A 25,226-nucleotide genomic window follows, 5' to 3' on the forward strand; every position below is an offset into this window, starting at 1 on the left:
TCATCGGCCGTGAGCCGCCAGCCATCGGCCATCGGCCATCAGCCATCAGCGAGAGGGGACAGCGATGTCAGGAGTGGTGATCATCGGGGCGGGCCCCGGAATCGGCCGGGCCGTGGCCCGGCGCTTCGCACGGGAGGGGCTGCCGGTCGCGTTGCTGGCGCGTTCCCGGGCGACGGTGGAGGAGTCGGCCGCCGCCCTTGCCGGATTCGGCGTACCGGTGGTGCCACTGACCGCCGACAGCACCGACGAGACGGCGTTGCGGACCGCCCTGGACGCGGCGTCCGCCGAACTCGGCCCGCCGGACGCGGTGGTGTACAACGCGGCCGCGATCCGGCCCGACGCACCCAGTGAACTGTCGGTCCAGGCACACATGGACACCTGGGCGGTCAATGTGGTCGGCGCGCTCACCGCCGCCGCGCACGTCGCGCCCGTGATGGCCGCGCGCGGAAGCGGGTCGTTCCTCGTGACCGGCGGCATGCCCGAGCCCAAGCCGCAGTACGTCAGTCTCTCGCTGGGCAAGGCCGGAGTGCGGACGCTGGTACGCCTCCTCGACCTCGAATACGGGCCCAGCGGTGTGCACGTGGCCAGTGTGACGGTGGCCGGCCCCGTCGCCCCTGGCACGGCCTTCGATCCCGACGACATCGCCGAGCACTACTGGCGCCTGCACACCCAGAAGCGTCCCGACTGGCAGCGGGAAGTCCTGCACGGCGCTAATTCGTAATGGGACCCATTTTCATATAGCGTCTGCGGCGCAGCACCGAGAAAGGACCTGAGAACCCATGGCCGTGCCCAAGCGCAAGATGTCCCGCAGCAACACCCGCCACCGCCGCGCCCAGTGGAAGGCCAGCACCCCGCAGCTCGTGCCCGTCACCGTCGACGGCTCCTCCTACCTCGTCCCCCAGCGCCTCGCCAAGGCCTACGAGCGCGGCCTGCTGCGCCCCGAAGGCTGACGGGAATGACCGAGCGCCTGCCCGTCACCGTCCTGTCCGGCTTCCTCGGCGCGGGCAAGACGACCCTGCTCAACCATGTCCTGGGCAACCGCGAAGGCCTCCGCGTCGCGGTGATCGTCAATGACATGAGCGAGATCAACATCGACGCCGCCCTGGTGCGCGGCGGCGAGGCCGCGCTCTCCCGCACCGAGGAGCGGCTCGTGGAGATGACCAACGGGTGCATCTGCTGCACCCTGCGGGACGATCTCCTGGAGGAGGTCGAGCGGCTGGCCAGGGCGGGCAACTTCGACTACCTCCTCATCGAGTCCAGCGGCATCTCCGAACCGATGCCGGTCGCCGCGACCTTCGAGTTCCCGCGCGACGACGGCGCCACCCTCGGCGATCTCGCCCGGCTCGACACGATGGTGACGGTCGTCGACGCCGCCAACTTCCTGCCGGAACTGGCGGGCGGAGACGGTCTGGCCGAGCGGGGGCTCGACCAGTACGAGGAGGACGAGCGCACCGTCAGCGATCTGCTGGTGGACCAGGTCGAGTTCGCGGACGTCATCGTCCTCAACAAGCTCGACCTGGTGGACGAGCGGGACGCCGAGCGGCTCGGCGCGGCCCTCGCCCGCCTCAACCCGCTCGCCCGTGTCGTCACCGCCACCCACGGCCGGGTGGAGCCGGCCCAGCTCCTGGGGACCGGCCTGTTCGACCTGGAGCGGGCCCAGCAGGCGCCGGGCTGGGTGCGTGAGCTGAACGGGGACCATGTGCCGGAGACCGAGGAGTACGGCATCTCCAGCACCGTCTTCCGTTCCGAACTGCCCTTCCATCCGGGCCGGCTGTGGAACTTCGTCACGCAGGAGATGGACGGCGGGGCGTTCGGGGACGTGCTGCGCTCCAAGGGATTCTTCTGGCTCGCCAGTCGCCCGGACGTGACCGGATTGTGGTCACAGGCGGGCTCGGTCGCCCGGTTCGAGCCGTCCGCCGCGCGCGACGCGGAGGACCTCCACGGGCAGGAGCTGGTCTTCATCGGCACCGGGCTGCGCGCCGAGGCGCTGCGTGCGGCGCTGGCCGGCTGCCTGATGGCCGAGGGCGAGAGCCTGCCGCCCCTCGACTCGTTCCCCGCCTGGGACACCTATGGCGTCGACGACGCCTGCGAGCACGAGGTGCTCGCCGTGTCACACCAGTAGCCGCAGCAACGCCGCGCAGGCCGCCGCCTCGTCCGTGTACCGGGCGAGCGGCGCGTAGGTGCCTCGTTCGTACGTCCCCGTCTCCCACGCCCCGCCGCCCGCGGTCCTCCGCAGGTACACGAAGTCGGGAGGCGTGGGGACCGGTTCGTGGACGCCCTCGATCCAGTAGTAGCCGTCGGCGACACCGGCCGCGCGCAGGGCGGCCGGCAGTCCACTGATGTCCGCGGGCAGTCCACTGACGTCCATCGGCGTACTAGCTCTTCGCGGGCTCGAGGTAGCCGTGGTCGAGGAGCCACTTCACGTTCAGACGCTGGCCCTCGCCCGGGTCGAGGAAGACCGGGTCGAGCTTGATCTGCTGGCCGCCGCCGGGCTGCTCGAACCAGGGCGCGATACTGCCCTGCCAGACATAGAACGGCTTGCTCACCTCGTAGACGCGGTAGTCGCAGGCGACCGCGGCGTCACGGGTGTTGAGGTTCTGCGGGGGCAGCGCGCGCTTGGCGTACGGGTCGCCTGCCGGGGCCAGGTACGAACCGTACTCGGAGCCGAAGCGGTCGAGCAGCTCGCCTTCCTCGAGCTCCTCGGGGTGTTTGTCGATCTGGCCGTTCACCGTGCCGAAGCCGTCGTTCGGCGGGTACTTCCAGCTGCCCGAGTCCGCGGGTCCCTCCCAGTACTTCTTGAGGAACGACGACGGCTCGAGGCCGCCCGTCCGCTTCCATCCCTTGAGCAGCGGGCCGACCGGCTCCTGCCACTTCTTGGGCAGCCACTTCGGGCCCAGCCTGGCGTCGCCCTGGAACTCACCGGTGCAGGGCTCGTGCGGCTTCGACGCCACAGCGGCCTTGGGCTCCGCCGCCGCCGTCGCGGCGGGTGCGGCGGCCATGGCGGTCGCGACTCCCAGGGCGGCAAGCACGGCACGGATCCGGATCACAGAACTGCGGTCCACTCAACAACTCCTCGCGGGTCCACGGGGACAGGGGATGGAACAGGAGGCGCCGGACGGCGACAACTCGCACACCGTATCCGAGCGGTGGCTCTCGGTGGCCGACTCCCGTGGCGGCGAGCCGAAACCGGCCATCACGTCCGGGAGCTCCCCCGGCCCGGCTGATCGGTGCGTAACCGCGTCACGGCACAGCCCGCACGGCGTAGCCTTGAGGGGTCCCACTCGGGGGGTACGGCGGGCAGCGGAGGGGCGAGCAGGGAATGCGGCTTGGACATGTCCGGGAGCCTGCCGGCGAGTTACCGCTGGAAGTCACCGGATTCATCGGGCGAGAGCGTGAACTGCGGGAGGTCGGCGCTCTCTTGGGCAAGGCCCGGCTCGTGACGCTCACGGGCCCCGGCGGCGTCGGCAAGACCCGCCTCGCGCTGCGGGCCGCCCGCGCGGCGCTGCCGCGCTTCCCCGACCGGGCATGCTTCGTGGAGCTGTCGTCGCTGCACGACCCGGTGCTGCTCCCGCACACGGTGGCCGGGGCGCTCGGGCTCTCCGAGCAGGGCGACCGCGATCCCGTGGGGCTGCTCGCCGCATATCTCGCCGAGCGCCGGCTGCTGCTCGTCCTCGACACCTGTGAACATCTCCTCGACGCCTGCGCGATGCTGGCCGACCTGATGCTGCGGATCGCGCCCGGCGTCACGGTCCTCGCCACCAGCCGCCAACCCCTGGACGTTCCCGGCGAGTACGCGCTGCCGATCACACCGCTGCCGACCGACGACGAGGCGGTACGGCTCTTCGCGGAGCGGGCCGCTGCGGCGGTGCCCGGATTCACCCTGACCGAGGCGAACCGCCCGGACGTCGTGTCGGTGTGCCGCTGGGTGGAGGGCATGCCGCTGGCCATCGAGCTCGCGGTCGTCCGGCTGCGGGCGCTGTCGCTCGGCGAGCTGGCGGCCCGCCTCCAGGGACGGCTCCAGGCGCTGACGGGCGGACGGCGCGGGGCGGCCCCGGGCCACCACCGGACGCTGCGCGCCACCATCGACTGGAGCCACGACCTGTGCACGCCGCAGGAGCAGCTGCTGTGGCGGCGGCTGTCCGTGTTCGCGTCGGACTTCGAGGCCGAGGCCGCCGAGACGGTGTGCGGTGGCGGCGCGCTCCCTTCGGAGGAGGTCCTCGAACAGCTCATCGGCCTGGTCGACAAGTCGGTGGTGCTGCGCACCGACGCCGAGCCGACCCGCTACCGGCTCCTCGACACCCTGCGCGAGTACGGCGCCGAGCGGCTCGCCGGAAGCGGCGAGGAAGAGACCTACCGGCTGCGCCACCTCACCCACCTGGAGGAGATCGCCGAGCGCGCGGACAGCCCCTTCCACTCCGACGCGCAGGCGCGGCGGCTCACCGCCGTCAGCCGGCGGATGCGGGACTTCCGGCTCGCCCTGAACCACTCCGTGGGCGCCGACGACTCCGCGCTCGCGCTGCGGGGGCTCGCCCTCGCCACCCGGCTGTGGACCCACTGGATCACCGCGGGGCGGCTGCGGGAGGGCGAGCGGTGGCTGCGGGAGGCCGTGGGCACGGTCGTACACGACTGCCCCGAGCGGGTCGAGGCACTGCACCGCCTCGGCTGGATCCAGATGTGCGTGGGGGCGAACGAGGAGGCCGAGTCGAGCATCCTGGAGTCCCTCGCGACGGCCGAGCGGATCGGCGACGAGCACGGCGCCGCGTACGCGATCCAGTACCGGGGCGCCCTCGCCATGACGCGGGTCCAACTCCCCCAGGCGCACCGCGACCTGGACGAGGCACGCCGCAGGTTCCGCAAGCTCGGGGATCTGGACGGGCTTGTGATCGCCGCCTTCGAGCAGACCTTCGGGGCGGCGTTGGCGGGCGACCCCGAGCACGCGTGGAAGGTGTCCGGGGAGGGTCTCGGGGTACTGGACGCGGCGCCCGGAGAGTGCTGGACCCGCAGCTACATCCTGCTGTACCGGCAGTTGGCGCTGTGGCGGGCCCGCGGCCGCCCGACGGCGTTCCCGGAGTCGGCGGACGAACGGGCCGCCGAGCGGGACCGGCTCGGCGAGGTGCTCGTCCTCAAGCAGGCGGTCGACGACCAGTTCGGTACGGGCATCGCCCTGGAGCTGCTCGCCTGGTCGGCGGCGGAGTCAGGGCGCGGCGAGCGGGCCGCCTGGCTGCTCGGCGCCGCCCAGTCGATCTGGGACCGGATCGGCTGCGCGCTGTTCGGCATGGACATCCTCCTGGAGGAGCAGCGCACGGCAGCGGCGGCGGCGCGGGCCGCCCTCGGCGATACGGCGTACGAGGATCTGTACGCGCGTGGCGCGGCGCTGGACGGTGCGGCGGTGGTGACGTACGCGGTGGACGACAGGGACGAACTGCCCCGTGCCGACGCCGTCCCGGCGGCGCAGGACTCCGCGGGCGACGCGGCGCGCGGTCGCTCCGCGGGACGGTCGGGGTCGGGTGGGCTGACACATCGGGAGCGGGAGGTGGCCGCGCTGGTCGCCGAGCGGCTGACCAACCGCGAGATCGCCGAGCGGCTCGTCGTCTCGAAGCGGACGGTGGACGCTCATGTCGAGCACATCCTGACGAAGTTGGGGCTGACCTCGCGGACGCAGATCACCGGCCTCGAGTGAGCCGTCGGACCCACGACGCGCGACGGGCCCGGACGTCGTCACGCCGGGATGTGGTCACGTCGGATGTCGTCACATCGTCACGCCGGGATGTCGTCGCCGTCGGGGACGTCCAGTTCGGCGGGGAGCGTGTCCAGGACGGTGAAGCTGCTGTCGAGCCGGGTGATGCGCAGCACCCGCCAGACGCGGGGGCGGGTGCGGACGAGTCTGAGGGAGCGGCCTCCCGCGATCGTCCGGTTTCTGATCCGCACCAGCAGGCGCAGCCCCCCGGCGTCCAGAAAGGTGACCTCACGCAGGTCCACGACCACGTCGGAGCCCGAGCGGTCCAGCAACTCCCTTAAACACGGCTCAAGTTCCTGCTCCGCCCAGGCGTCCAGCTCACCGTGGAGGGTCAGCACGGTCAGTCCGTCGACCACACGGTGACGCAGCCCAAAGCTCGGGTCGGATATGCCCATGGGCTACCCCCAAAGTCCCTTCCCCGCTACGAAGAGTGACGAAATCGTGAGCGACTCGGCCTGCCCGACCGAGACGGACACCGCCGAGGTCTGGGGCGGCACCGAGTATGGCATCTACATCTTGCCCGTTCAGATGCCATTCATGCCTCATGGTTCCGCTACTGGCCACCGTTGGGGGCAAGTTGGCGGGGAATTTCCGCCAGTTACTCTCCGTAGCCCGATGAGGGAAATGGGCCCGGTGGCTCATGCCCGCGGCATCCCGGCGAACCGGTCACGGGCGTACCGCGTGAGGAACACATAGGCCACGGACGCCACGACCATACCGGCGGGCAGGGCGAGGTCCACGCCGCCCAGGGCGTCGGCGACCGGGCCCGTGTAGGCGGTGTTCACGCACAGCGCGGCGGCGGTGACTCCGGCCGCGAGGGCCGCCGCGCCCGCCCAGTTGACGCCGCCGGTGAACCAGAAGGGGCTGTCGCGGGTCTCGTCCGTGAGGGCGAGCCCGTCGTAGCGGTTGCGGCGCAGCACGATGTCCGTGGCGTAGACGGCCGTGCTGGGGCCGAGCAGGACCACCGTGAGCTGGAGGACATTGCTGACGGTGTCGAGGAGGGTGGAGGCCAGGAGTCCGTACAGGGTCAGCGAGACGGCGGCGATCCCGTCGATGACGACGCTGAACGAACGGCGGATGCGCAGCCCGACGGCCTGCAGGGCGAGACCGGCGCTGTAGGCGGTCAGTGCGTTGATGGAGATCGTGCCGAGGATCAGGGCGAGCAGGAAGACGGGGGTGAACCAGCTCGGCAGGATCTGCTCCAGCGCCGACTGCGGGTCGGTCATGTCGACGGCGGTCGCCGCGAACACCCCGAGGGAGCAGACGGTCATGCTGGGCACGAAGCCGCCGAGGAGCGTCCAGCCCACGACCGCCCTCTTCCGCGTCGTACCGGGCAGATAGCGGGAGAAGTCGGCGCTGGTCGTGTACGAGAGCGGCCCGGAGGCGATCAGCGTGACACCGGCGATCACGGTCGCCCAGAGGTCGACGCCGCTCAGCGGCTCGGCGGGCACGTAGGTGAAGTCGGTGTGGTCGATCACGCTGACGGCGACGACGGCGAACGCGGCGGCCAGGGCCAGGGTGATCGGGAGATAGAGCTTCATGATCATGGCGTGGCCGAAGACGCTGATGGTCAGGGTGAGCGCGGCGATGACCATGATGACGACGATCTTGACGCCGGTGTTCGGCGTGATGCCGGCCTTCTCGACGAGGGAGAAGGCCGCGACCGAGGCGGCGGCCAGGTTCAGGGCGAAGTAGCAGACGGAGATCATCCAGCCGACGACGGCGTTGTTGACGCGGTTGCCGCGGATTCCGTACATGGCACGGGTGATCACCTCGCTCGGCGCGCCCGCGGCGGGGCCGGAGACGGCGAGGAATCCGGTGAGCGCCCAGAAGAGGTTGCCCACGAAGAGCACCGCGAGGGCCTGCCACAGGGTCAGGCCCATGAGGATCAGGGCGCCGCCGACGACCAGGCTCAGGTAGTTGACGTTCGCCGCCGCCCAGACGGAGAACAATTCCCGCGGGCGGCCGTGCCGTTCCTGTTCGGGAATGTGGTCGATGCCGTGCGCCTCGATGCGGACCGCGCGCTCCGCGGACCCCGGCACCCGGGCAGAGCCGTCCGTGTCCGGGTGCGGCGGGTCGGGGATCGTGGACGCCATGAGGCCCTCCGGGTGCTCGTCGTGCCCGACTGCTTGCTTATTGGTCGCACACTCAATAACGTTGAGGCCATGTCGTCAAGCGTCCAGCGCATGCGAATTCGGAAATCTCCGGCCGCCCGACGTGCGGAATTCGTCGTGGCGGCCACCGTCGCGCCGACCGCCTTCGGCGGCATGGGCAACGCCGGGCACGGCACACCGCTGCCGGCCGACCGGTCCGGCGCGACGCCCGCTCGCAGCCTCGCCCGGCCCTTCGCACACGCGAAGTGACGCCCGGCGTGGCGCCGTTACCGGACAATCCCGCACCACCGCACGTCGCACCACCGCATGTCGCGCCATCGCACTGCGCACCACCGCACTTCGAGGAGTCTCCCGTGCACAGCCGTCTCGTCCTGCACTCCGCCCGTCTGCTCGACCCGGTCACGGGCCGGTTCCTGCCGGACACCGCGCTCGCCGTGTCCGGTGGGCGGATCACGGCGCTGGGCGACGACCGCGCGATCCGCGCGCTCGCGGACGCGTCGACCGAGGTGATCGACCTCAAGGGCGCCGTGCTGACGCCGGGCCTGGTCGACGGGCATCTGCACCCCGTCTCGGGCGCGGAACTGACGCACGGCCTCGACCTGTCCGGCTGCGCGGACCTGGACGACGTACGCGCGGCGCTCGCCCGTGAGATCCGCACCCTGGCGCCCGGAGCGTGGCTGCACGGCTGGGGTCTGGACCCGAACGTCTTCGGTGACCTGCCGGTGGCGGCCGACGCCCTCTCCCCCGTCCTCGACGGCATACCGGCGCTGCTCCAGCTGTTCGACGCGCACTCGATGCTGGCGAGCCCGCGCGCGCTCGAACTCGCCGGTGTCGACGGTCCGCGCTCCTTCGACCAGGCCGCCGAGGTGGTGTGCGACGCGGCGGGCCGCCCCACCGGGCTGCTCCTGGAGGACGCCGCCTGCGAGCTGGTCGAGCGCGCCGCCCCGCAGCCCACGCACGCCGAGCGGCGCGCCCGGCTCGCCGCCGCGCTGCGCTCGATGGCCGCGTCCGGACTGACCGGTGGGCACGCGATGGACGCCAACGGGGACAGTCTCGCGCTGTACGCCGAACTCGACGCGGCCGGCGAGCTGCCGCTGCGGCTGCGTGTCGCGCCCTGGTGCCAGCCGGGCGCCGACTCCGACGCGGTGCGGGCGCTCATCGAGCAGCAGGGCACGGGTGGCGCGCTCTGGCGTGTCGAGGGCGTCAAGCTCTTCATGGACGGGACCATCGACAACGGCACCGCCTGGCTCGAACGCCCCGACTGTCACGGCGAGTCCACGCACGCATTCTGGCCGGATCCCGCCGTCTACACCGACGTCGTCGGCGAGCTGCACCGTGCCGGGGTGCCCACGGCCACACACGCGATCGGTGACGCGGCGGTGCGGCACGTCCTCGACTCCGTCGAGAAGGCGATGACGGCCGGGGAGAGGACTCTGCCGGCCGGAGGGCACGGCGTACGGCATCGGGTCGAGCACATCGAGACGGTGCCCGACGACACCCTGCGCCGGTTCGCGGAACTCGGCGTGATCGCTTCCATGCAGCCCACCCACTGCTGCGACTTCACGCGCGCGGACCACACGGACAACTGGTCGCGCCGCCTCGGCGACGAGCGGGCCTCGCGCGCCTGGCGCTGCCGCGATCTGTGGGACTCCGGGGCCACGGTCGTGCTCGGCTCCGACTGGCCCATCGCGCCCTTCCCGCCGCTGGGAGTGCTGGCTGGCGCCCGGCACCGCCGCCCGAGCCGCGATCTGGACCAGCCGCCGCACGGCCCCGAACAGGCGCTGACGGCACTGGAAGCGCTGCGGGCCATGACGGTGAACGCGGCCCGCGCGGCGGGCGACGAGCATGAGGCAGGGCGGCTGGCGGTCGGCTGCCGCGCCGACCTGACCGTGCTGGCCGAGGACCCGCTGACCACCGAGGCCACGGATCTGCCGGACGTGCCGGTGCTGCTGACCGTCCTCGACGGCCGCACGACGCATCGCGCTCAGGCGGTCTAGGACCAGGCGTGCGCGCGTGGGTGTGGGCGTGGTCGTGGGATCAGGTCTATGACTCGTCGCCGTCGGCGAGGAGACGTCCCATCCCCAGACAGTGCAGCGTGTCGGCGGTGCGGGGGCAGGCCCCCCGCACATGCATGGAGCCCTCGACGTCCTTGAGCGACCTCAGCACTCCGAAGAACACGGTCGCGCCGCCGCGCGCCAGGTAGGTCACCTCGGAGAGGTCGACGACGAGATGCCGGCAGCCGTCCTGGACGAGTCGGTGCAGCTGGGCTGCCAGCGAGTCGGCCTGGTGTCCCGTTATCTCGCCGTGGAGCGAGACACGGACCAGACAGCCTGCGACGAGTACGCGGGCGATGCCTGCCTCCCGCCTCCGGCGCCGTGCGCCGGCGCCGGACATGCGGAGGCGTCGGCGAAAGCGCCGCAGGGGAGAACTCCGCGTCGTCGCGGCGTGGAGAGCAGGGGCGTGAGCGGGGATGTGATCGGGAGCGTGCACGAGAACAGACCTTCCGGAGGAAAGCCGCCCGGCATCGGGGACAAGCCGAGGGGTACTTCCTTCACATGTCTATACCATGGGCGGCTCACGATCGCGAGAGCCGCGCGCCGAGTCGCTCGTTCGTCTGTTCAACACCCAGATGGAAACGTCGCAGGTGAGCAATGCCGGCGGGTCGCTGCGGGCGCGTTCCGCCTGATTTCCCAATCCGCCATTGGTCTACTCCAATATCTTTCAATAGCGCCGGCACGAGCGCCCGCCAACGCCTCTCCCTTCCATTGCGCAGAACGCAACTCTTGTTGCGCCTCTTGCCCGTGCCGCCCCCGAGCCGCACTCTGTCTTTCACATGCGTCACCCCCGGCACATGAGGAACGGACATGGAGGCAGGCATGGACCGGACGTCCGACGGAGAGCCCGAGGCGAACGGCTGGGGGCGCCGCGGATTCATCGGAGCGATCGCCGCCACCGCTGCCGCCGCGGCAGTCTCCTCGCCCGCGCCCGCCTCGGCCCTGTCCCCGACCCTGCGGCCACGTCTCACACGGCCGCTCTTCCTCGGTACGTACACGACCAAGCCCGGCGGTGGCACGGGCCTCGGCCTGGCGACGTACGACGATGCCACGGGACGCGTCACCGCCACCGGCACCCTGACCGGCGTACCCGACCCCTCCTACCTCTGTCTCCACCCCTCGGGCAGGACGCTCTACGCCGTCAATGAGCGGGAACAGGGCGGCGTGACGGCGATCGCGCTCTCCCCCTCCGGCCCCGAAGCCCTCGGCTCGCGCGACACCGGCGGCGCCGGGCCCTGTCATCTGTCGGTGCACCCGGACGGCCGCTGGCTGCTCAGCGCCAACTATCTCTCCGGGAACGTGTCCGTCCATCCGATCCAACGCTCGGGCGCCCTGGGCGAGCTGACCGATCTGGTCACGCACTCCGCGCCGCCGCCGGGCCCAGGCCAGGACGGGCCGCACGCGCACCAGATCGTGACCAGCCCGGACGGCGGACATGTGCTCGCCGTGGACCTGGGCAACGACACCGTCTACAGCTACCGCCTCGACCCGAAGGCGGGGACGCTGCGGCAGGTCTCGTACGCCACCGTGCGTCCGGGCGCGGGACCGCGGCATCTCACCTTCCATCCGTCCGGGCGGTTCGCCTATCTGGCGAACGAGGTGGACAACACCGTGGCCGTCTGCGCGTACGACCCGGCGAGCGGGCGGCTGACGCCGGGCGAGCCGCAGCCCACGGGGACGGGCGAAGGGACCAGCTATCCGGCGCAGTTGCTCGTCACCCGCGAGGGCGACTTCGCCTTCCTCGCCAATCGCGGGCACAACAGCCTGACCCGGTACGCCGTCGAGGCGGGCGGCGCCCGGCTGCGGCTGCTCGACACCGTGCCGGTCGGCGGGGACTTCCCCCGGCACATCGCCTTCTCTCCGTCGCAGCGGCTGCTGTTCGCGGCGAACCAGAAGTCGAGCACGGTGAGTGTCTTCCGGGTGGGCAAGAAGGGGCAACTGCGCCTGACTGGCGAGCCGTTCGCGGCTCCGGTCGCCGTGTGCGCGCTGCCGCTCTAGGGCTCGTACAGCTGGGTGGCGGAGGGCGTGCGCACCGCTTGCCGGTCCGCGGTGGTGTAGGCGAAGTTCAGCACGGTACGGCGGAGGCCGGGTCTGCGCAGCGCGGTGACCCGGTGGGCGGCGGTGTCGGCCCGCAGGAGGTAGCCGTCGCCGCGCCGGTGATGGGCCTCGACGGCCGTGGCCTCCAGGGCGTCGAGGGCACTCGCGCCGGGGGTGTACTGCAGCAGGCCGCCGTCGGCCGGATCGGCGGGGGCCTCGGTGAACAGCACGAGGGCCAGCGGGTAGTCGTCGGTGTGGGCACCGTGGGTGTCGCCGGGGCGGTGCAGGACGTTCAGGACATGCCGCTCCAGCGGGTCGGCGACGGCGACGACGGGCAGGTCCGCCACCCGGCCGAGCCAGCCCAGGAGTTCCACGTCGCCGTACAGACGCGGGATCAGGACGGATTCCCTGGCGATGGCGTTACCGCCGAGGGTGGTCATGTGGCGGGGCGAGTCACCCATGGACGCCATGGCGAAGTCCCGTCGTACGGCCAGCTTTTCGAGCCGCTCGACCTCCCGGTCGAGCTCCTCCAGCAGGCGCGGCGGAACCAGCGAGCGCAGACGCAGATAGCCCTCGGCGGCGAACCGGGCAGTCGACGACGGGGCGTAAGAGGGTAAGGAAAGCACCGTGCGGACCTACCCCGGCCGACAGCGGGACAACCGACGGCTCTCCCGTCTCAGCCGGGGCTTCGCAGTTTCCGTCCCGTAGGGACAGATGTCTCATTGGGACGTGATGGGTGTACAGTCGAAGACATGAAGGCGACGGATTCCACCCAGACGCCCCGGCCCCCGGAGCGCAGCCCAAGCGGTGAGGACCGCAGGCAGCGCAAGGCCCGCCGGACGCGGGAGGCGCTCGCCGACGCGGCGCTCGACCTGATCCTGGAGCGCGGCCTCGCGGCCGTCACCGTGGAGGCCATCGCCGAGCGCGCCGACGTCACGCGCCGCACCTTCAGCCGGCACTTCACGGGCAAGGAGGCCGCGGCACTCGACTTCACCCGCGCCGACGGCGACCGGATCAACGCGGCGCTGCGCGTCCGCCCCGCCGACGAGCCCCCGCTCGCCGCCTACCGCGCGGCCGTCCAGGACTGGCTCGCCGACCCCGAGACCCCCGGCTGGCACCGCCGCCCCCGGACGCGGGCCCTGCTCGCGCTCGTCGACACGGAACCGGCACTGTTCGCCGCGTACGAACGCGTCCGGGTCGACGCCCAGGACGAGTCCGTCCGGATCATCGCCGACCGGCTCGGCACCGACCCCGTCCGGGACCAGCGCCCGGCCGTCGTCGTCGGCGCCGCCGCCGGGGTCCTGACCGCCGCCCTGCGCAGCTGGGCACGCGGCGGACACGAGGACGACGCGGAACTCGCCGCGCATGTGGAGCGGGCCTACGCCGTCCTGACCGGGGAGGCCGCCCTCGCGGCCCCCCACACCGCAGAAGGAAAGTGAAGAGCACCATGAGCACGACCCCCGCCACCTCCTCCGTCCCCTCCCTCCCCGACTACGCCACCGAGTTCGCCGGAAAGACCGCGCTGGTCACCGGCGCCGCCTCCGGCATCGGCCTGGCCACGGCCCGCCGCCTCGGCCAGGGCGGGGCGAACGTCGTGATCGCCGACTACAACGCGGACGGCGCGCGCAAGGCCGCCGAAGACCTCGCGGCCGAGGGCATCAAGGCCGCGGCCGTCGCCGTGGACGTCACCGAGCCCGCGTCGGTCGAGGCCGCGGTGGCGTTCGCCGTCGACACCTTCGGCGGGCTCGACCTCGCGGTGAACAACGCGGGCATCGGCGGGGAGAGCAAGCCGACGGGCGAGTACGACATCGACGTATACAACCGCGTCGTGCGCACGAACCTGGACGGCGTCTTCTACTCCATGCGCCACGAAATCCCCGCCATGGAGGCGGCCGGCGCGGGCGCGATCGTGAACGTCGCCTCGATCCTCGGCTCGGTCGGCTTCGCGGGCTCCCCCGCCTATGTGGCCGCCAAGCACGGCGTGGTCGGGCTGACGAAGACGGCCGCCGCGGAGTACGCCGCCAAGGGCATCCGCGTGAACGCGGTCGGCCCCGGCTTCATCGAGACCCCGCTCCTGCAGAACATGGCGAAGGAGGCGTACGACTCCCTGGTCGCCCTGCACCCGGCGGGCCGGCTCGGGCACTCCGAGGAGGTCGCCGAGCTGATCGTCTTCCTCCTGTCGGAGCGCGCCTCGTTCATCCACGGCAGCTACCACCTGGTGGACGGCGCGTACACCGCGCGGTGAAGGCCTGCCGCTCGGCGAAGTCCTACGGCTTGGTGAAGTCCACGTCACGGGCCCTCGCGACGATCTCGATCTCGTCGCCGAGGGCCCATTCGGCGACCCGCGACACCATCGCCGCCGGGACCACGTCGCTGATGCCCTCGGCGGCCCGGATGTCGTACGTGGCGTGCGCGTCGTGCGGCATGACGACGCGGAAGTCCAGGTCGAGCGCGGTACGCGCGGTCGCCATGACGCACATCTCCGACATCACCCCGCACACGGCGACCGCGTCCACGCCCGACTCGCGGAGCAGCTCGGCGAGTTCGGTCTCCTCGAAGCCGTCGTCGACGGTCTTGCGCAGGACGCGCTCGCCCCGGTCGGTGTCCACCGGGAGGTGTATCTCCCAGCCGGGCGTGCCGGGTTCGTCCGGTGTTCCGGGCTCGCCGTCGTTCTGGAGCTGGACGACCAGGGCGCCGGCGGCGCGGGCCCGTGTCATCAGGTCGGTCGTGCGGTCCAGGACGCGGGCGGCTTCGGGCACGGCGCCCTCGCCGGTCACGAAGGCCGACTGCATGTCGACGACGATCAGTGCCTGAACGGGTTCCGCGGTCCGCGGTGTCTTCTCATCCACGGTCCACCATCTTGCCGTCGATGCCGCCCGCGCCGTGCACGATCGCGCCGTTCGCCATGACCATGCGTACGTCCTCCAGCGCGGCCACGTCCTTGAGGGGGTCGCCGCCCACCGCGACGATGTCGGCGCGGTAGCCGGCGGCGAGGCGTCCGACGTGGTCGGCGATGCCCAGGGCGTCGGCGGCCTCCGTGGTCGCCATGTCGAGGACGCGGTCCGGTGCGAGGCCCAGGTGCTGGTAGAAGCCGAGGCTCTGGGCGAGTCCGTCGCAGCCCGCGCGCTGCACCCCGGCGTCGGTCCCCGCGATGAGGCGTGCGCCGTGCTCGGCCATGGTGCGCACCTGGTCGAACATCGCCTTGGCGCGCTCGGCGCCGAAGAACATCGGGAGCATCCGCCAGTCGGGGCTGACGGTGGGGCAGATCCGGATGCCCTTGTCGACGATGGCGTCCAGGACGTCCTCGCGCAGGCCGATGCCCTTGCGGTTCATCCAGGTGCAGTGCTCGATGGTGTCGACGCCGGCCATCACGGCGGCCACGATCCCCGCGGTGCCGTGTCCATGGGCGGCGACCGGCAGTCCGGCCCCGTGCGCCTCACGGACGACGGCGCGGATCTCGGGGGCGCCGAACTGGGCCTGCCAGGCGGCGGGTCCGCCGTGGGTGAGGCCGCCGCCGGTGGCCATCACCTTGATGACGTCGGCGCCGAGCTCCACGTTGCGGCGGACCAGGGCGCGGATCTCGTCCTCCCCCTCGACCTCGCCGCCGAGGAACCAGCAGTGGCCGCCCTTGCTGGTGATCGGTGTGGTGGCGGCGAGAACGCGTGGTCCGGGCACGCTGCCGGCGGCGATCGCCGCGCGCAGCCGCAGGGTGATGCGGTCCCGGTCGCCCAGATCGCGCACGGTGGTGACGCCGCTGTGCAGGAACTGGCGGGCCCGCTCCTCCATGGCCGTCATCAGGGTGCCGTCGTCGTGGGCGTCGAGGACGGCCACCGGGTCCTTGCTCGCGTCGAAGACGAGGTGGACATGGGCGTCGATGAGGCCGGGCAGCACGGTGGTGTCGGGCAGGGCGAGCCGCCGTGCTCCGGCGGGCGCCATCGGCTCGACGGCGCCACGGGGGCCGGCCGCGACGATGGCGGAGCCGTCCGTCAGCACTGCCCCGTCCGTGACGTGCTCGCCCTTCGGGCCGGTCAGAACCCGCCCTGCCGTGATCAACGTCTGGCTCATCTCGACCTTTCCCGGACGGAGTTGGCGGAGCCGGCGGTGATGCCGGCCTCCATCGTCCGTCATGGGAGGGCGGAGCGGGATGCTCTGGCGGCCGTCCGGTCGGGGACGGCGGGGGACGGCGCATGCGCGCGCTGCCGGTCGGGTGCGTCTAGCCTGGGGCTCAGCGCCCGTTCGGGACGTTCAGGATGTTGGGGATGTTCAGGACGGGAGGTCAGGGTCTTATGAGCACAGAAGTCACGGTCCTCCTCGTGGCCGCCGGGGTCCTGGCGGCCGCGACGCTCGTGGTCGCGGTCATGCTGCTGGTACGCCTGGTCCGGGCACGCCGTGGTCTGCGGCGGGCGGGGTTGCCGGTGGAACGCCGGTGGGTGTTCTGGGGTGCGGTCTGCTATCTCGTGCTGCCCGCTGATCTGCTGCCCGATCCGGTCTTCCTCGACGACATCGGGGTCCTCGTGCTGGCGCTGCGGTCGATGCGGTCCACGCCGTCGGCGGGCTCAGGACTCGGGGGTCGCGGGGCGCAGTAGCGGGCGGCGCACGTGCCGGGCCCTGGTCAGCAGGACGTGCATGCGCTCGGTCACCTGGGCGAGGTCCTCGACGGGCTCGTCGAACTGCAGCCGTACGTCGGCCTGGCTGCGGGCCCGCTCCAGGCGCAGGGTGAGGCCGTGCCGGTCGATGGCGAGCGGGCGTACGCGCACCACGCCGTGCAGGCTGTCCGCGTGCACGAGCCGGGTCAGCTGCTCGACCGCGTCCTCGTGCGCATCCGCGAGATGGGTGAGCAGGCGGGCCTCCGCCTCGGCGAGGGGATCGGGGGCGGCCAGGGCGAGTTCGTCGAGGTCGATGCCGATCCGTTCGCCGTCGGCGTCGTGCAGGACGGCGCAGGTCGGCGCGAAGATGAAGCGGTCGCCTTCGGGCACGAGGGCCCCCGACAGGAACAGCCGGGCCCTGATCCGGTCCCTGACCGGCACGGGAGCGACATCGGCGAGTTCGAGCAGCGTGGACGGTTCCCCTCGCGGCGCGCAGATCATCGCGGTGGCCAGTGCGCTGTCGCGCGGCGGGATCAGCAGGACCGTGCCGTCCGCGCCGACGCTGTGCGCGCCGACGAGTTCGTCCCTGCCGATCTCGGTGGTCACCGCGCAGGACCACGCGGCGGCGAGCAGTGAGCGCGCGCGTTGCGCTGCGGTGGGCACGGTCGTGCTGATGTGACGGACACCCATTCGTCAACCTCCATTAGGTAAGCCTTGCCTAACTTATCGGAGATCAAGTGTCCGTGCTACCAGGCTGGGCCGACGTTCTAGCGCCGCTCAAGCCAGAAAGACCGGCGGCGGCCCCGCGAAGTCGCGAGGCCGCCGCCGTGAAAGAAGGCTCGACCGTTGCCTGGACCCCATTGGCGTCCGGGCTCAACTGCCGTTCAGGCTCAGTGCCCCCTGGCGATCCACTCCTCCAGGTGCGGCGCCTCCGCGCCGACCGTCGTGCTGTCGCCGTGCCCGGTCCGCACCACCGTCTCGGGCGGCAGGGTCAGCAGCCGCTCCCTGATCGACTCGACGATCGTCGGGAAATCGCTGAACGAGCGGCCCGTAGCCCCCGGCCCGCCCGCGAAGAGCGTGTCGCCGGTGAACACGGTGCCGAGCTCCGGGGCGTACAGGCTGACCGCGCCCAGGCAGTGGCCGGGCGTGTGCAGCACCCGCAGGGTCGTGCCCGCCACGGTCAGCTCCTGGCCGTCGGCCAGCTCGCCGTCGGGCGCCCGGTCGGGGTGCTTCTGCTTCCACAGCTCCGTGTCGGCGGGGTGCAGCAGGATCGGGGCGCCGGTGCGGGCGGCGAGCGCGGGGGCCGCGTCGATGTGGTCGTCGTGGGCGTGCGTGCACACGATCGCGACGACCCGGCGCTCCCCGACGGCCGCCGCGATCGCGTCCGCGTCGTGCGCGGCGTCGATCACGACGACCTCGCTGTCGTCGCCCACGATCCATACGTTGTTGTCGACGTCCCAGGTGCCCCCGTCGAGGGAGAACGTGCCGGACGTGACGAGGTGGTCGACGCGTGCGCCTCCCGTGCTGCCGGCCGCCATCAGAAGACCACCACCGAACGCAGGACGTCTCCGTGGTGCATCCGCTCGAAGGCCTTCTCCACGTCCTCCAGGGCGATCGTCTCGGTGACGAACGCGTCCAGGTCGAGCCGGCCCTGCCGGTACAGGTCGATGAGCATCGGGAAGTCGCGGGAGGGCAGACAGTCGCCGTACCACGACGACTTGAGCGCGCCGCCGCGCCCGAACACGTCGAGCAGCGGCAGATCGATGCGCATGTCCGGGGTCGGCACGCCGACCAGGACGACCGTACCCGCCAAGTCACGGGCGTAGAAGGCCTGTTCGTACGTCTCCGGGCGGCCGACCGCCTCGATGACGACGTCGGCGCCGTTGCCGCCGGTCAGCTCGCGGATCGCCTCGACCGGGTCGGTGGCACGGGAGTTGACGGTGTGGGTGGCCCCGAGGCCCTTGGCCGTCTCCAGCTTCTTGTCGTCGATGTCGACGGCGATGATCCTCGCGGCTCCGGCGAGCCGCGCGCCCACGACCGCCGCGTTGCCGACACCGCCGCAGCCGATGACGGCGACCGAGTCGCCCCGGCCCACCTCTCCGGTGTTGATGGCGGCGCCGATGCCCGCCATGACACCGCAGCCGAGGAGTCCGGCGGCGGCGGGCGATGCCTCCGGGTCGACCTTGGTGCACTGGCCTGCGGCGACGAGGGTCTTCTCGGCGAAGGCTCCGATGCCGAGCGCGGGCGACAGCTCGGTGCCGTCGGTGAGGGTCATCTTCTGCTTCGCGTTGTGCGTGGCGAAGCAGTACTGGGGCCGGCCGCGCAGACAGGCGCGGCACTGGCCGCACACCGCACGCCAGTTGAGGATGACGAAGTCGCCGGGCGCGACCTCGGTGACGCCGTCGCCGACCGACTCGACGACACCCGCGGCCTCATGGCCGAGGAGGAAGGGGAAGTCGTCGTTGATGCCGCCCTCCCGGTAGTGCAGATCGGTGTGGCAGACCCCGCACGCCTGCACCTTCACCACGGCCTCCCCGGGCCCCGGATCCGGCACGACGATCGTCTCGATCCTGACCGGCTCGCCCTTCGCGCGGGCGATCACGCCCTGTACCTGCTGCGCCATGAGGTCAGCCCTTCTTTTCTTCGGCATCACATGTTCTGCGTGCATCCTCACATCCCGGACAGCCGCGCGACGACCCGCTGGCGCAGCTTGTGCGGGCGGATTCCGATCTCCCGGGTCCTGTGCGGCCTAGGGTGGGCGGGTGCGTGATCTCGCTGCTCAGGCCCTGCTTCCGGTCAACGCGACGCTCGGTGCGGCGCTGCTCGTGCTGCTGCTGGTCGCCGCCACGACGGCCGCCGTGTTCCGGCTCTCCCCCGACGGTTCGTACGGCAGGGCCCGCGAGATCGTGGTGGCCGGGGTGCGGGCGGCGGCCCAACTGGGTGTGGTGTCCCTCGCGATCGGCTGGGTCGTCCACCACTTGGCGGCGCTCTTCGCCTTCCTGCTCCTGATGTTCGCCGTGGCCACCCGCACGGCGGGCCGGCGCATCACCGCCAACGGCTCCTGGTGGTGGGCGGCGCTGCCCATCGCCGTTCCCGTCGTCCCGGTGGTGGCGGCGCTGACGCTGGCCGGGCTGCTTCCGGTGCGGGGCATCGCGATGATCCCGGTGACGGGCATCCTCATCGGCGGGGCGCTGACGGCGACGGTGCTCGGCGGGCGCCGCGCCCTCGACGAACTCCAGGCCCGCAAGGGCGAGTTCGAGGCGGGCCTGGCCCTGGGACTGCCCGACCGGGACGCCCGCCTGGAGGTGATCCGCCCCGCTGCCTCGGACGCGCTGCTCCCGGGGCTCGACCAGACGCGCACGGTGGGCCTGGTCACGCTGCCCGGAGCGTTCGTGGGGATGCTCCTGGGCGGCGCGTCCCCGCTCCTCGCGGGCGCGGTCCAGCTGTTCGTGCTGATCGCCCTGATGGCGGTGCAGGCGATCGCGGTGGCAGTGACCGTAGAGCTGGTGGCACACGGCCGCCTGAACAGGGCGGAGCCTCAGTGAGCGGGGGCCGCTCGCTCACCGCCGGGTGGTGCACACCCCCGGCCCCGGCACGCCCCCGGGAATGAGCGCCGCCGCCCGGCGGCGTACGCTCCGCATCATGTCTGTCTACGAGAACGCAGAGATCGGCGCCCTTCAGGGCGGCCCCGCGAATCTGGCCCAGTACCAGGGCAAAGCCGTCCTCATCGTCAACGTCGCCTCCAAGTGCGGGCTCACCCCGCAGTACACGGGCCTGGAGCGGCTGCACGCGCAGTACGCGGACCGTGGGTTCACCGTGCTGGGCGTGCCGTGCAACCAGTTCATGGGCCAGGAGCCCGGTACGTCGGAGGAGATCGCCGAGTTCTGCTCGGCGACGTACGGCGTGACGTTCCCGCTCACCGAGAAGGTCGACGTCAACGGTGACGCGCGGCACCCGCTGTACGAGAACCTCGTCGGCGCGGCGGACGCCGAGGGGCACAGCGGTGACATCCGCTGGAACTTCGAGAAGTTCGTGATCGACGCGAACGGTTCCGTCGCCGCGCGGTTCTCCCCGCAGACCGAGCCGGACGCCGCGGAGCTCGTCGCCGCCATCGAGAAGGTCCTCCCGGCCTGACGCGGGCGCGACCGCCTCAGAGCGCGGCGGCCTGCTGCCTGGTCGCCGCGGAGGATTCGGCCAGTCCGGCGAGGGCGGCGGCCTCCCCGCTGCCCTCGCCGGCGCTGAACACATGCACCACGAGGCCCGTCTGGCCGGGCGCGGCCGGTACGTGCAGGGTCTCGAAGTCGAGGGTGAGCAGCCCGGCGTCCGGGTGGCGCAGCCCTTTGCGTCCCGCCGCACACATCACGACCTCGCCGGTGTCCCAGATCCTCCGGAAGGCGGCGCTAGGCAGGTCGACCGGGCCGGATCTGCACATCCACCCGCGCGGCTGAGCAACCGGCCGCCGGCAGCCGCCATTTGACGGCCGGGGCGTTGCGGTCCGCCCCCGGCACCCTCTCCCGGCCCAGTCCATACATCCACCCGGACCAAGCTGACCTGCGGACTTCTGCCCCTGCTCCTACGGTGGCTGAATGGTCATCAGGTACCTTCCGCGCTCCTCATCCGTCCGCTCCGCGGCCCTCGCGATCGTTGCTCTGGTCCTCCTGCCCACACCCTTCGCGGCGGCCGCCCCCGCCGAACCGGCGCCGCCGAAGCCGGCCCCCGCGTACTCCTCGACCCTGCTCGACCGGCCCGGCACCCACGCCCGGCCCGGCGCCGGCGCCCCGGCCGTACCGAAGGACGTATCGGCACTCGCCTGGCTGGTGGCCGACGCCCGTACGGGCGAGGTGCTCGCGGCGCGCAACGCCCACCGCCGGCTGCCGCCCGCCTCCACCCTCAAGTCGCTCTTCGCCCTCACCGCCCTGCCGCACCTCGACGCCGCCGCCACCCACAAGGTCACCGAGCGCGAGCTCGCGGACGTCGGCGAGGGCAGCAGCCTCGTGGGCGTGGCGGCCGGGCGCAGCTACCGCGTCTCCGACCTGTGGCGGGGCGTCTTCCTCAGCTCCGGGAACGACGCCGTCCATGTGCTCGCCGGACTCAACGGCGGCTGGCAGCAGACCGTCCGTCAGATGCGCGCCAAGGCCCGCGCCTTGGGCGCCCACGACACCCATGTGGTCTCGCCGGACGGCTATGACGCGGCGGGGCAGGTCTCGTCGGCGTACGACCTGGCGGTCTTCGGCCGGGCCGGTCTCGCGGACCCCGAGTTCGCCCGCTACTGCTCGACGTCGGTCGCCCGGTTCCCGCACGGCAACTGGTCCTACCCCATCCAGAACACCAACCGGCTGCTGACCGGCGCCGACGGCGTCGCTCGCTACCCCGGACTGATCGGCATCAAGAACGGCTACACCAGCCGTGCGGGCAACACCCTGATCAGCGCGGCGCAGCGCGGCAGCCGCACCCTGGTCGTGTCGGTGATGAACCCTCAGGCGGGCGGCGGGCACGCCGTGTACGAGGAGGCGAGGTCGCTGCTCGACTGGGGCTTCAAGGCGGCGGGGCATGCCAGGCCGGTCGGCTCGCTGCTCCCCGACAGCAAGGGCTCGCGCACGGCGCAGGGTCCGGCACCGGTCGCCGCGCAGGCCGCGCCGACCACGGATCCCGGCGCGTCGGACGGCTCGGACTGGACGGCGATCCTGCTGGTCGGGGCGGGCTCGGCGGCCCTGGTCGCGGGCGCGGTCGTGGTGGTCAGGCGCCGGACGTCGGGCGGCGCCTGGCGGCCCTAGCGCTTGCCCGGGCGCCAGTAGCCCAGTGCGTGCACGCGGTGCTTCGGGATGCCCAGTTCCTTGCGTACGTAAGAGGCGAGGGTCCGGGTGGTCGTGGTGTCGCAGGTGATCCAGACGTAGACGTCGGCGGGGTCCTGGACCAGGGCGGGCAGTGCGGCCTTGACCTCGCCGACCAGCTGCCGCCCGGAGTCCCGTCGCTCGACCCGGTGCACGTCGTGCAGCGCCGGGTCGACGCGCAGCTCCAGGTCGTGGTCCTCGGCGTGCTGCGTCTCGAACCAGATCGTCGCCGGCACCTGGGGCAGCGCGGTCAGGAGGGAGTTGACGGCCGGGAGGGCCGCCGTGTCGCCGATCACGAGGAGGCGCGACGGCTTGGGGTCGGGCTCCTCGAAGCCGGTGCCCTGCACCGTGGCCTCGATCGTGTCGCCGGGAGCGGCCTTGCGCGCCCACTCGCTGGCCTGGCCGTCGTGCAGGGCGAACTCGAGGCTGAACGTACCGGCGTCGGGATCGGGGTTCACCAGCGTGTAGGCCCGCTGGTGGCTCTTGCCGTCTCGGTCGAACCACAGCCGCACCCACATCGTCGGGTGCACCCCGGTCAGCGCGAGCATGCCGCCGTCCGTCAGGTGCAGACGCCGGTAGTGCTCGGTGACGTCTTCGGCTCCGGTCACCGTGAACTCGAAGTCCTTGCCGCGGAATAGCTTGAGGACCACCCCCTCCCAGCCGTGTCCCACCGCGTCGCTCCTCCCCTGAACACCCACAAGCCACTCTTGAGATTAGGGCAGCCTAACCTAATGGCGGGCTGGATGGGGAGTGCCTCAGACCCCGCCGAGCAGGCGGGCGAGATTCCGGTCCAGGTCCAGGCCGGTCACCTCGCTCCCCGCACCGACCACGGCGTACGAGCGCAGCAGGAACCTCTGCAGCACGGCCCGGTCGAACTGCACCACGGCAAGACCCTGCGGCGCATGGAACTCCAGCACCGTCCGCGCCCGCCCGCACGGCCAGATGTGCACGTCACCGCCCCCGGCAGGGGCACGCAGCCCCTCCTCCAGGAGCTGCCGGGCGAAGATCCAGGTGACCTCGGCCCCGTCGAGGGAGGCCTCGGACGGGAAGACGGTCTGGACGGCCAGGGGGTCGGCCGACGCGTAGCGCAGGGTCACGGACAGCGCGCGCTCCCGCCCCTCGGGGGTGATCAGGCGGGCACGGGCGGACTGCTCCAGGGTGACGGCCATGACCGGCTCCTCTTTCTCGTCGCGTTTCTGCTGCGTGTGCTGATTCCTTCCGTGCCTGTACGAGTCCGGGGCGAGGCAGTGCATTACGGAGACACGCGGGGCGATTGATGTGACCTACGCCACTCCACTCTCACAAGTCCGACATTTGTGACCTAGAGTTTCGAACTCGTCCGAACCCCCCGCAGTGGGAACGGGAGAGTGTCCTGCCATGACCGACGTGCCAGCCACGGCCGAGTACGCCCGCATCTACCAGGAGGAGCAGCCGCGCCTCGTCGCCTACGCCCGCTCCCTGACCGGCAACGCCTGGGTCGCGGACGACCTCGTGGCCGAGGCGCACTTCCGCGTGTGGCGGCGGCTATCCGCCGGGCACGAGATCGAGAACGTACCGGCGTATCTGATGACGACCGTGCGGCACCTGGCCGCGTCGGTGGGGCGCGGCGCGGCGCGCGAGACGCCGCGTGACCCGCGGATCACCGATGCCGTCGAGAGCGTCGACGTACGCAGCGAAGGCGCCGACGATCCGGGCGAGCGCGTATCGTCCGTGGATCTGCTGAGCCGGGTCCTCGGCCAGTTGCCCGAGCGCTGGGTGAAGGCGCTGTGGCTCGCGGAGGCGGAGGGCCAGCCGCTGGAGGCCGTCGGCCGCCGGATCGGGGCGGGACAGGGCGCCACCGCCGTGCTGCTGCACCGGGCCCGCGAAGGAATGCGGCAGGCGTTCCTGCGGGCGCACCCCGGAACGCCCGAGGATCCCGCGTGCGAGCGGCACTGGGAGCGGATACCCGGCCATATACGCGGCGAGGCCTCCGCCCGGCAGTCCGAGCGGCTCGTCGCCCATCTCGACGGCTGCGCCGACTGCCGGGCCAGGCTCGCGCTGCTCACCCGCGCCAACGACCGGCTGCCCGCGCTGGTGGGACCGGCGCTGCTGATCTTCGTCCTGGGTGGCGCGGGGAAGTTCCTCCTGCCGCTGGCGGCGGGGTCCGCAGGGGCCGCGGGCGCGGCTTCGGCTTCGGCTTCGACTTCCGGCGGGCACGGGGGATTCCTGCACGGTGTACGTCATGTCCTGACCGGAGGCGGAAAGGCGCAGGCCGCCGCGGTCGGCGTCGTCGGCGCCTCCGTGGCGGGCGCCGCGGTGGCCGCCGGGCTCATGCTCGGCGGGTCGGGGCATGCGGTGCCGCCGCAGCAGGCCACCGCCGTGGAGAGCGAGGCACCGCAGCCGCCGGCCGCCGAGGCGCCGGTTCCGGAGCCCCGGAATCCGGCCCCTGCCGCCGAGCCGCCGCCCGCACCGGCCGCGGAGGAGGCACCGGCCGAGCAGCAGGCACCGGAGCAAGCCCCCGCGCCCGCCCCTGAACAGCAGCAACCCGAGGCTGCCCCGGCCGAACCCGTGGAACCCGCGGAGCCGGTGACGCCGGTCGAGCCCGTGGAACCGACACCACCCCCTGAGCCGACGGTCCCGGCCCCCACACCGACGCCGACACCGCAGCCGCCCACCCCCACTCCGACACCGACCCCGCAGCCGCCCACCCCGACTCCGACCCCCACTCCAGTCGACCCGACCCCCGTCGAGCCGACCCCTCCCCCGCAGCCGACCCCCGTCGAGCCCACCCCCGAGCCCGAGCCTGAGCCCGACCCGGTCTGCGAGCCCTGGATCGGTCCCATCCAGATCTGCCACTCCCCGTAGACACACCCTCCAGGCGCACCCCA

At 72.2% G+C, this 25,226-nt stretch carries 28 protein-coding genes; 14 read left to right on the top strand and 14 right to left on the bottom strand.

Going from position 1 to position 25,226, the window contains the following annotated elements:
* Nucleotides 1–64: 64 nt before the first annotated feature.
* Genes ACIBKX_RS15245 through ACIBKX_RS15255 form a run of 3 tightly spaced genes read left to right on the top strand, consistent with a single transcriptional unit; the run spans nucleotide 65 to nucleotide 2,122 of the window.
* The gene (locus ACIBKX_RS15245) at nucleotides 65–721 is read left to right on the top strand and encodes an SDR family NAD(P)-dependent oxidoreductase (RefSeq protein WP_363276125.1); all 657 of its coding nucleotides are present in this window, start codon (nucleotides 65–67) and stop codon (nucleotides 719–721) included.
* A gap of 58 nt (nucleotides 722–779) precedes the next feature.
* Nucleotides 780–950 (top strand): 50S ribosomal protein L32, encoded by a 171-nt coding sequence (gene rpmF, locus ACIBKX_RS15250; RefSeq protein WP_363276126.1) that lies wholly within the window; start codon nucleotides 780–782, stop codon nucleotides 948–950.
* A 5-nt stretch (nucleotides 951–955) separates the two neighbouring features.
* Entirely contained in the window at nucleotides 956–2,122 is a 1,167-nt protein-coding gene (locus ACIBKX_RS15255; RefSeq protein WP_363276127.1) for a GTP-binding protein, read from the top strand.
* Here ACIBKX_RS15255 and ACIBKX_RS15260 read toward each other — a convergent pair.
* Nucleotides 2,111–2,368: a hypothetical protein gene (locus ACIBKX_RS15260; RefSeq protein WP_363276128.1), complete on the bottom strand. Its 258-nt coding sequence runs from the start codon at nucleotides 2,366–2,368 to the stop codon at nucleotides 2,111–2,113. The two genes, ACIBKX_RS15255 and ACIBKX_RS15260, sit on opposite strands and share 12 nt — an antisense overlap.
* Nucleotides 2,369–2,375: 7 nt before the next feature.
* A complete protein-coding gene (locus ACIBKX_RS15265; RefSeq protein WP_363276184.1) occupies nucleotides 2,376–3,047 on the bottom strand; it encodes a TNT domain-containing protein in 672 nt (223 codons plus the stop codon).
* A gap of 272 nt (nucleotides 3,048–3,319) precedes the next feature.
* Here ACIBKX_RS15265 and ACIBKX_RS15270 point away from each other — a divergent pair, with 272 nt between their 5' ends.
* Complete coding sequence (locus ACIBKX_RS15270) at nucleotides 3,320–5,680, top strand: LuxR C-terminal-related transcriptional regulator (RefSeq protein ID WP_363276129.1); 2,361 nt, start codon at nucleotides 3,320–3,322, stop codon at nucleotides 5,678–5,680.
* Nucleotides 5,681–5,757: 77 nt separating this feature from the next.
* Here ACIBKX_RS15270 and ACIBKX_RS15275 read toward each other — a convergent pair whose 3' ends face one another.
* Both ACIBKX_RS15275 and ACIBKX_RS15280 read right to left on the bottom strand, forming a co-directional pair.
* Complete coding sequence (locus ACIBKX_RS15275) at nucleotides 5,758–6,132, bottom strand: STAS domain-containing protein (RefSeq protein WP_363276130.1); 375 nt, start codon at nucleotides 6,130–6,132, stop codon at nucleotides 5,758–5,760.
* A gap of 243 nt (nucleotides 6,133–6,375) precedes the next feature.
* Entirely contained in the window at nucleotides 6,376–7,833 is a 1,458-nt protein-coding gene (locus ACIBKX_RS15280) for a cytosine permease (protein WP_363276131.1), read from the bottom strand.
* Between the two features lie 90 nt (nucleotides 7,834–7,923).
* On the opposite strand from ACIBKX_RS15280, the gene ACIBKX_RS15285 reads away from it, so the two are divergent.
* Nucleotides 7,924–8,100 (top strand): hypothetical protein, encoded by a 177-nt coding sequence (locus ACIBKX_RS15285; protein WP_363276132.1) that lies wholly within the window; start codon nucleotides 7,924–7,926, stop codon nucleotides 8,098–8,100.
* 104 nt (nucleotides 8,101–8,204) lie between these two features.
* Nucleotides 8,205–9,848, top strand: coding sequence for an amidohydrolase (locus ACIBKX_RS15290; protein ID WP_363276133.1), 1,644 nt, complete (start codon nucleotides 8,205–8,207; stop codon nucleotides 9,846–9,848).
* A gap of 46 nt (nucleotides 9,849–9,894) precedes the next feature.
* On the opposite strand, the gene ACIBKX_RS15295 is transcribed toward ACIBKX_RS15290, so the two are convergent.
* A complete protein-coding gene (locus ACIBKX_RS15295; RefSeq protein WP_363276134.1) occupies nucleotides 9,895–10,245 on the bottom strand; it encodes an STAS domain-containing protein in 351 nt (116 codons plus the stop codon).
* 482 nt (nucleotides 10,246–10,727) lie between these two features.
* Between ACIBKX_RS15295 and ACIBKX_RS15300 the strand changes: the two genes are divergently transcribed.
* Nucleotides 10,728–11,903, top strand: a complete 1,176-nt coding sequence (locus ACIBKX_RS15300) for a lactonase family protein (protein ID WP_363276135.1) — start codon at nucleotides 10,728–10,730, stop codon at nucleotides 11,901–11,903.
* On the opposite strand, the gene ACIBKX_RS15305 is transcribed toward ACIBKX_RS15300, so the two are convergent.
* Nucleotides 11,900–12,568 (bottom strand): hypothetical protein, encoded by a 669-nt coding sequence (locus ACIBKX_RS15305; protein WP_363276136.1) that lies wholly within the window; start codon nucleotides 12,566–12,568, stop codon nucleotides 11,900–11,902. The genes ACIBKX_RS15300 and ACIBKX_RS15305 overlap by 4 nt on opposite strands.
* Before the next feature lie 126 nt (nucleotides 12,569–12,694).
* Here ACIBKX_RS15305 and ACIBKX_RS15310 point away from each other — a divergent pair, with 126 nt between their 5' ends.
* Entirely contained in the window at nucleotides 12,695–13,381 is a 687-nt protein-coding gene (locus tag ACIBKX_RS15310; protein ID WP_363276137.1) for a helix-turn-helix domain-containing protein, read from the top strand.
* 8 nt (nucleotides 13,382–13,389) lie between these two features.
* Complete coding sequence (locus tag ACIBKX_RS15315; protein WP_363276138.1) at nucleotides 13,390–14,187, top strand: SDR family NAD(P)-dependent oxidoreductase; 798 nt, start codon at nucleotides 13,390–13,392, stop codon at nucleotides 14,185–14,187.
* A 22-nt stretch (nucleotides 14,188–14,209) separates the two neighbouring features.
* Here ACIBKX_RS15315 and ACIBKX_RS15320 read toward each other — a convergent pair whose 3' ends face one another.
* Together ACIBKX_RS15320 and ACIBKX_RS15325 are read right to left on the bottom strand one after the other, a co-directional pair.
* The gene (locus ACIBKX_RS15320; RefSeq protein ID WP_363276139.1) at nucleotides 14,210–14,791 is read right to left on the bottom strand and encodes an isochorismatase family protein; all 582 of its coding nucleotides are present in this window, start codon (nucleotides 14,789–14,791) and stop codon (nucleotides 14,210–14,212) included.
* Nucleotides 14,784–16,007 (bottom strand): amidohydrolase family protein, encoded by a 1,224-nt coding sequence (locus ACIBKX_RS15325; RefSeq protein WP_363276140.1) that lies wholly within the window; start codon nucleotides 16,005–16,007, stop codon nucleotides 14,784–14,786. The genes ACIBKX_RS15320 and ACIBKX_RS15325 overlap by 8 nt, the downstream gene beginning before the upstream one ends.
* A gap of 221 nt (nucleotides 16,008–16,228) precedes the next feature.
* Here ACIBKX_RS15325 and ACIBKX_RS15330 point away from each other — a divergent pair, with 221 nt between their 5' ends.
* On the top strand, nucleotides 16,229–16,528 hold the full coding sequence (locus ACIBKX_RS15330; protein WP_363276141.1) for a DUF1232 domain-containing protein: 300 nt from the start codon (nucleotides 16,229–16,231) through the stop codon (nucleotides 16,526–16,528).
* Here the strand turns inward: ACIBKX_RS15330 and ACIBKX_RS15335 are convergent.
* The 3 genes from ACIBKX_RS15335 to ACIBKX_RS15345 all read right to left on the bottom strand — a co-directional run bounded on the left by ACIBKX_RS15335 (nucleotide 16,499) and on the right by ACIBKX_RS15345 (nucleotide 19,151).
* Nucleotides 16,499–17,218 (bottom strand): DUF2470 domain-containing protein, encoded by a 720-nt coding sequence (locus ACIBKX_RS15335; protein WP_363276142.1) that lies wholly within the window; start codon nucleotides 17,216–17,218, stop codon nucleotides 16,499–16,501. The two genes, ACIBKX_RS15330 and ACIBKX_RS15335, sit on opposite strands and share 30 nt — an antisense overlap.
* A 200-nt stretch (nucleotides 17,219–17,418) precedes the next feature.
* Entirely contained in the window at nucleotides 17,419–18,066 is a 648-nt protein-coding gene (locus ACIBKX_RS15340) for an MBL fold metallo-hydrolase (protein ID WP_363276143.1), read from the bottom strand.
* On the bottom strand, nucleotides 18,066–19,151 hold the full coding sequence (locus tag ACIBKX_RS15345) for an S-(hydroxymethyl)mycothiol dehydrogenase (protein ID WP_363276144.1): 1,086 nt from the start codon (nucleotides 19,149–19,151) through the stop codon (nucleotides 18,066–18,068). The genes ACIBKX_RS15340 and ACIBKX_RS15345 overlap by 1 nt, the downstream gene beginning before the upstream one ends.
* A 139-nt stretch (nucleotides 19,152–19,290) precedes the next feature.
* Between ACIBKX_RS15345 and ACIBKX_RS15350 the strand changes: the two genes are divergently transcribed.
* Complete coding sequence (locus ACIBKX_RS15350; protein ID WP_363276145.1) at nucleotides 19,291–20,073, top strand: ABC transporter permease; 783 nt, start codon at nucleotides 19,291–19,293, stop codon at nucleotides 20,071–20,073.
* A 97-nt stretch (nucleotides 20,074–20,170) separates the two neighbouring features.
* Nucleotides 20,171–20,662, top strand: coding sequence for a glutathione peroxidase (locus ACIBKX_RS15355; RefSeq protein ID WP_363276146.1), 492 nt, complete (start codon nucleotides 20,171–20,173; stop codon nucleotides 20,660–20,662).
* A gap of 16 nt (nucleotides 20,663–20,678) precedes the next feature.
* Here ACIBKX_RS15355 and ACIBKX_RS15360 read toward each other — a convergent pair whose 3' ends face one another.
* Nucleotides 20,679–20,960 carry a hypothetical protein gene (locus tag ACIBKX_RS15360; RefSeq protein WP_363276147.1) on the bottom strand — a complete coding sequence of 94 codons (282 nt, stop codon included), beginning with the start codon at nucleotides 20,958–20,960 and terminating at the stop codon, nucleotides 20,679–20,681.
* 154 nt (nucleotides 20,961–21,114) lie between these two features.
* On the opposite strand from ACIBKX_RS15360, the gene ACIBKX_RS15365 reads away from it, so the two are divergent.
* The gene (locus ACIBKX_RS15365; protein ID WP_363276148.1) at nucleotides 21,115–22,302 is read left to right on the top strand and encodes a serine hydrolase; all 1,188 of its coding nucleotides are present in this window, start codon (nucleotides 21,115–21,117) and stop codon (nucleotides 22,300–22,302) included.
* On the opposite strand, the gene ACIBKX_RS15370 is transcribed toward ACIBKX_RS15365, so the two are convergent.
* Together ACIBKX_RS15370 and ACIBKX_RS15375 are read right to left on the bottom strand one after the other, a co-directional pair.
* Nucleotides 22,299–23,030, bottom strand: a complete 732-nt coding sequence (locus ACIBKX_RS15370) for a siderophore-interacting protein (RefSeq protein ID WP_363276149.1) — start codon at nucleotides 23,028–23,030, stop codon at nucleotides 22,299–22,301. The genes ACIBKX_RS15365 and ACIBKX_RS15370 overlap by 4 nt on opposite strands.
* Nucleotides 23,031–23,114: 84 nt before the next feature.
* The gene (locus tag ACIBKX_RS15375; RefSeq protein WP_363276150.1) at nucleotides 23,115–23,528 is read right to left on the bottom strand and encodes an SsgA family sporulation/cell division regulator; all 414 of its coding nucleotides are present in this window, start codon (nucleotides 23,526–23,528) and stop codon (nucleotides 23,115–23,117) included.
* Between the two features lie 208 nt (nucleotides 23,529–23,736).
* Here ACIBKX_RS15375 and ACIBKX_RS15380 point away from each other — a divergent pair, with 208 nt between their 5' ends.
* Nucleotides 23,737–25,203, top strand: coding sequence for a sigma-70 family RNA polymerase sigma factor (locus ACIBKX_RS15380; protein WP_363276151.1), 1,467 nt, complete (start codon nucleotides 23,737–23,739; stop codon nucleotides 25,201–25,203).
* Nucleotides 25,204–25,226: the final 23 nt, after the last annotated feature.

The organism is Streptomyces sp. NPDC050658, from assembly GCF_044457025.1.
In the GTDB taxonomy this organism is placed as follows: domain Bacteria; phylum Actinomycetota; class Actinomycetes; order Streptomycetales; family Streptomycetaceae; genus Streptomyces.

Bases quoted from the DNA above. Each gene is read 5' to 3' on its own strand.
- ACIBKX_RS15340 (WP_363276143.1), bottom strand. From the start codon at position 18,066: ATGGCGGCCGGCAGCACGGGAGGCGCACGCGTCGACCACCTCGTCACG.
- ACIBKX_RS15270 (WP_363276129.1), top strand. From the start codon at position 3,320: ATGCGGCTTGGACATGTCCGGGAGCCTGCCGGCGAGTTACCGCTGGAA.
- ACIBKX_RS15310 (WP_363276137.1), top strand. From the start codon at position 12,695: ATGAAGGCGACGGATTCCACCCAGACGCCCCGGCCCCCGGAGCGCAGC.
- ACIBKX_RS15275 (WP_363276130.1), bottom strand. From the start codon at position 6,132: ATGGGCATATCCGACCCGAGCTTTGGGCTGCGTCACCGTGTGGTCGAC.
- ACIBKX_RS15280 (WP_363276131.1), bottom strand. From the start codon at position 7,833: ATGGCGTCCACGATCCCCGACCCGCCGCACCCGGACACGGACGGCTCT.
- ACIBKX_RS15295 (WP_363276134.1), bottom strand. From the start codon at position 10,245: ATGTCCGGCGCCGGCGCACGGCGCCGGAGGCGGGAGGCAGGCATCGCC.
- ACIBKX_RS15335 (WP_363276142.1), bottom strand. From the start codon at position 17,218: ATGGGTGTCCGTCACATCAGCACGACCGTGCCCACCGCAGCGCAACGC.
- ACIBKX_RS15380 (WP_363276151.1), top strand. From the start codon at position 23,737: ATGACCGACGTGCCAGCCACGGCCGAGTACGCCCGCATCTACCAGGAG.
- ACIBKX_RS15260 (WP_363276128.1), bottom strand. From the start codon at position 2,368: ATGGACGTCAGTGGACTGCCCGCGGACATCAGTGGACTGCCGGCCGCC.
- rpmF (WP_363276126.1), top strand. From the start codon at position 780: ATGGCCGTGCCCAAGCGCAAGATGTCCCGCAGCAACACCCGCCACCGC.
- ACIBKX_RS15365 (WP_363276148.1), top strand. From the start codon at position 21,115: ATGGTCATCAGGTACCTTCCGCGCTCCTCATCCGTCCGCTCCGCGGCC.
- ACIBKX_RS15375 (WP_363276150.1), bottom strand. From the start codon at position 23,528: ATGGCCGTCACCCTGGAGCAGTCCGCCCGTGCCCGCCTGATCACCCCC.
- ACIBKX_RS15330 (WP_363276141.1), top strand. From the start codon at position 16,229: ATGAGCACAGAAGTCACGGTCCTCCTCGTGGCCGCCGGGGTCCTGGCG.
- ACIBKX_RS15315 (WP_363276138.1), top strand. From the start codon at position 13,390: ATGAGCACGACCCCCGCCACCTCCTCCGTCCCCTCCCTCCCCGACTAC.
- ACIBKX_RS15360 (WP_363276147.1), bottom strand. From the start codon at position 20,960: ATGTGCAGATCCGGCCCGGTCGACCTGCCTAGCGCCGCCTTCCGGAGG.
- ACIBKX_RS15245 (WP_363276125.1), top strand. From the start codon at position 65: ATGTCAGGAGTGGTGATCATCGGGGCGGGCCCCGGAATCGGCCGGGCC.
- ACIBKX_RS15300 (WP_363276135.1), top strand. From the start codon at position 10,728: ATGGACCGGACGTCCGACGGAGAGCCCGAGGCGAACGGCTGGGGGCGC.
- ACIBKX_RS15355 (WP_363276146.1), top strand. From the start codon at position 20,171: ATGTCTGTCTACGAGAACGCAGAGATCGGCGCCCTTCAGGGCGGCCCC.
- ACIBKX_RS15285 (WP_363276132.1), top strand. From the start codon at position 7,924: ATGCGAATTCGGAAATCTCCGGCCGCCCGACGTGCGGAATTCGTCGTG.
- ACIBKX_RS15255 (WP_363276127.1), top strand. From the start codon at position 956: ATGACCGAGCGCCTGCCCGTCACCGTCCTGTCCGGCTTCCTCGGCGCG.
- ACIBKX_RS15325 (WP_363276140.1), bottom strand. From the start codon at position 16,007: ATGAGCCAGACGTTGATCACGGCAGGGCGGGTTCTGACCGGCCCGAAG.
- ACIBKX_RS15345 (WP_363276144.1), bottom strand. From the start codon at position 19,151: ATGGCGCAGCAGGTACAGGGCGTGATCGCCCGCGCGAAGGGCGAGCCG.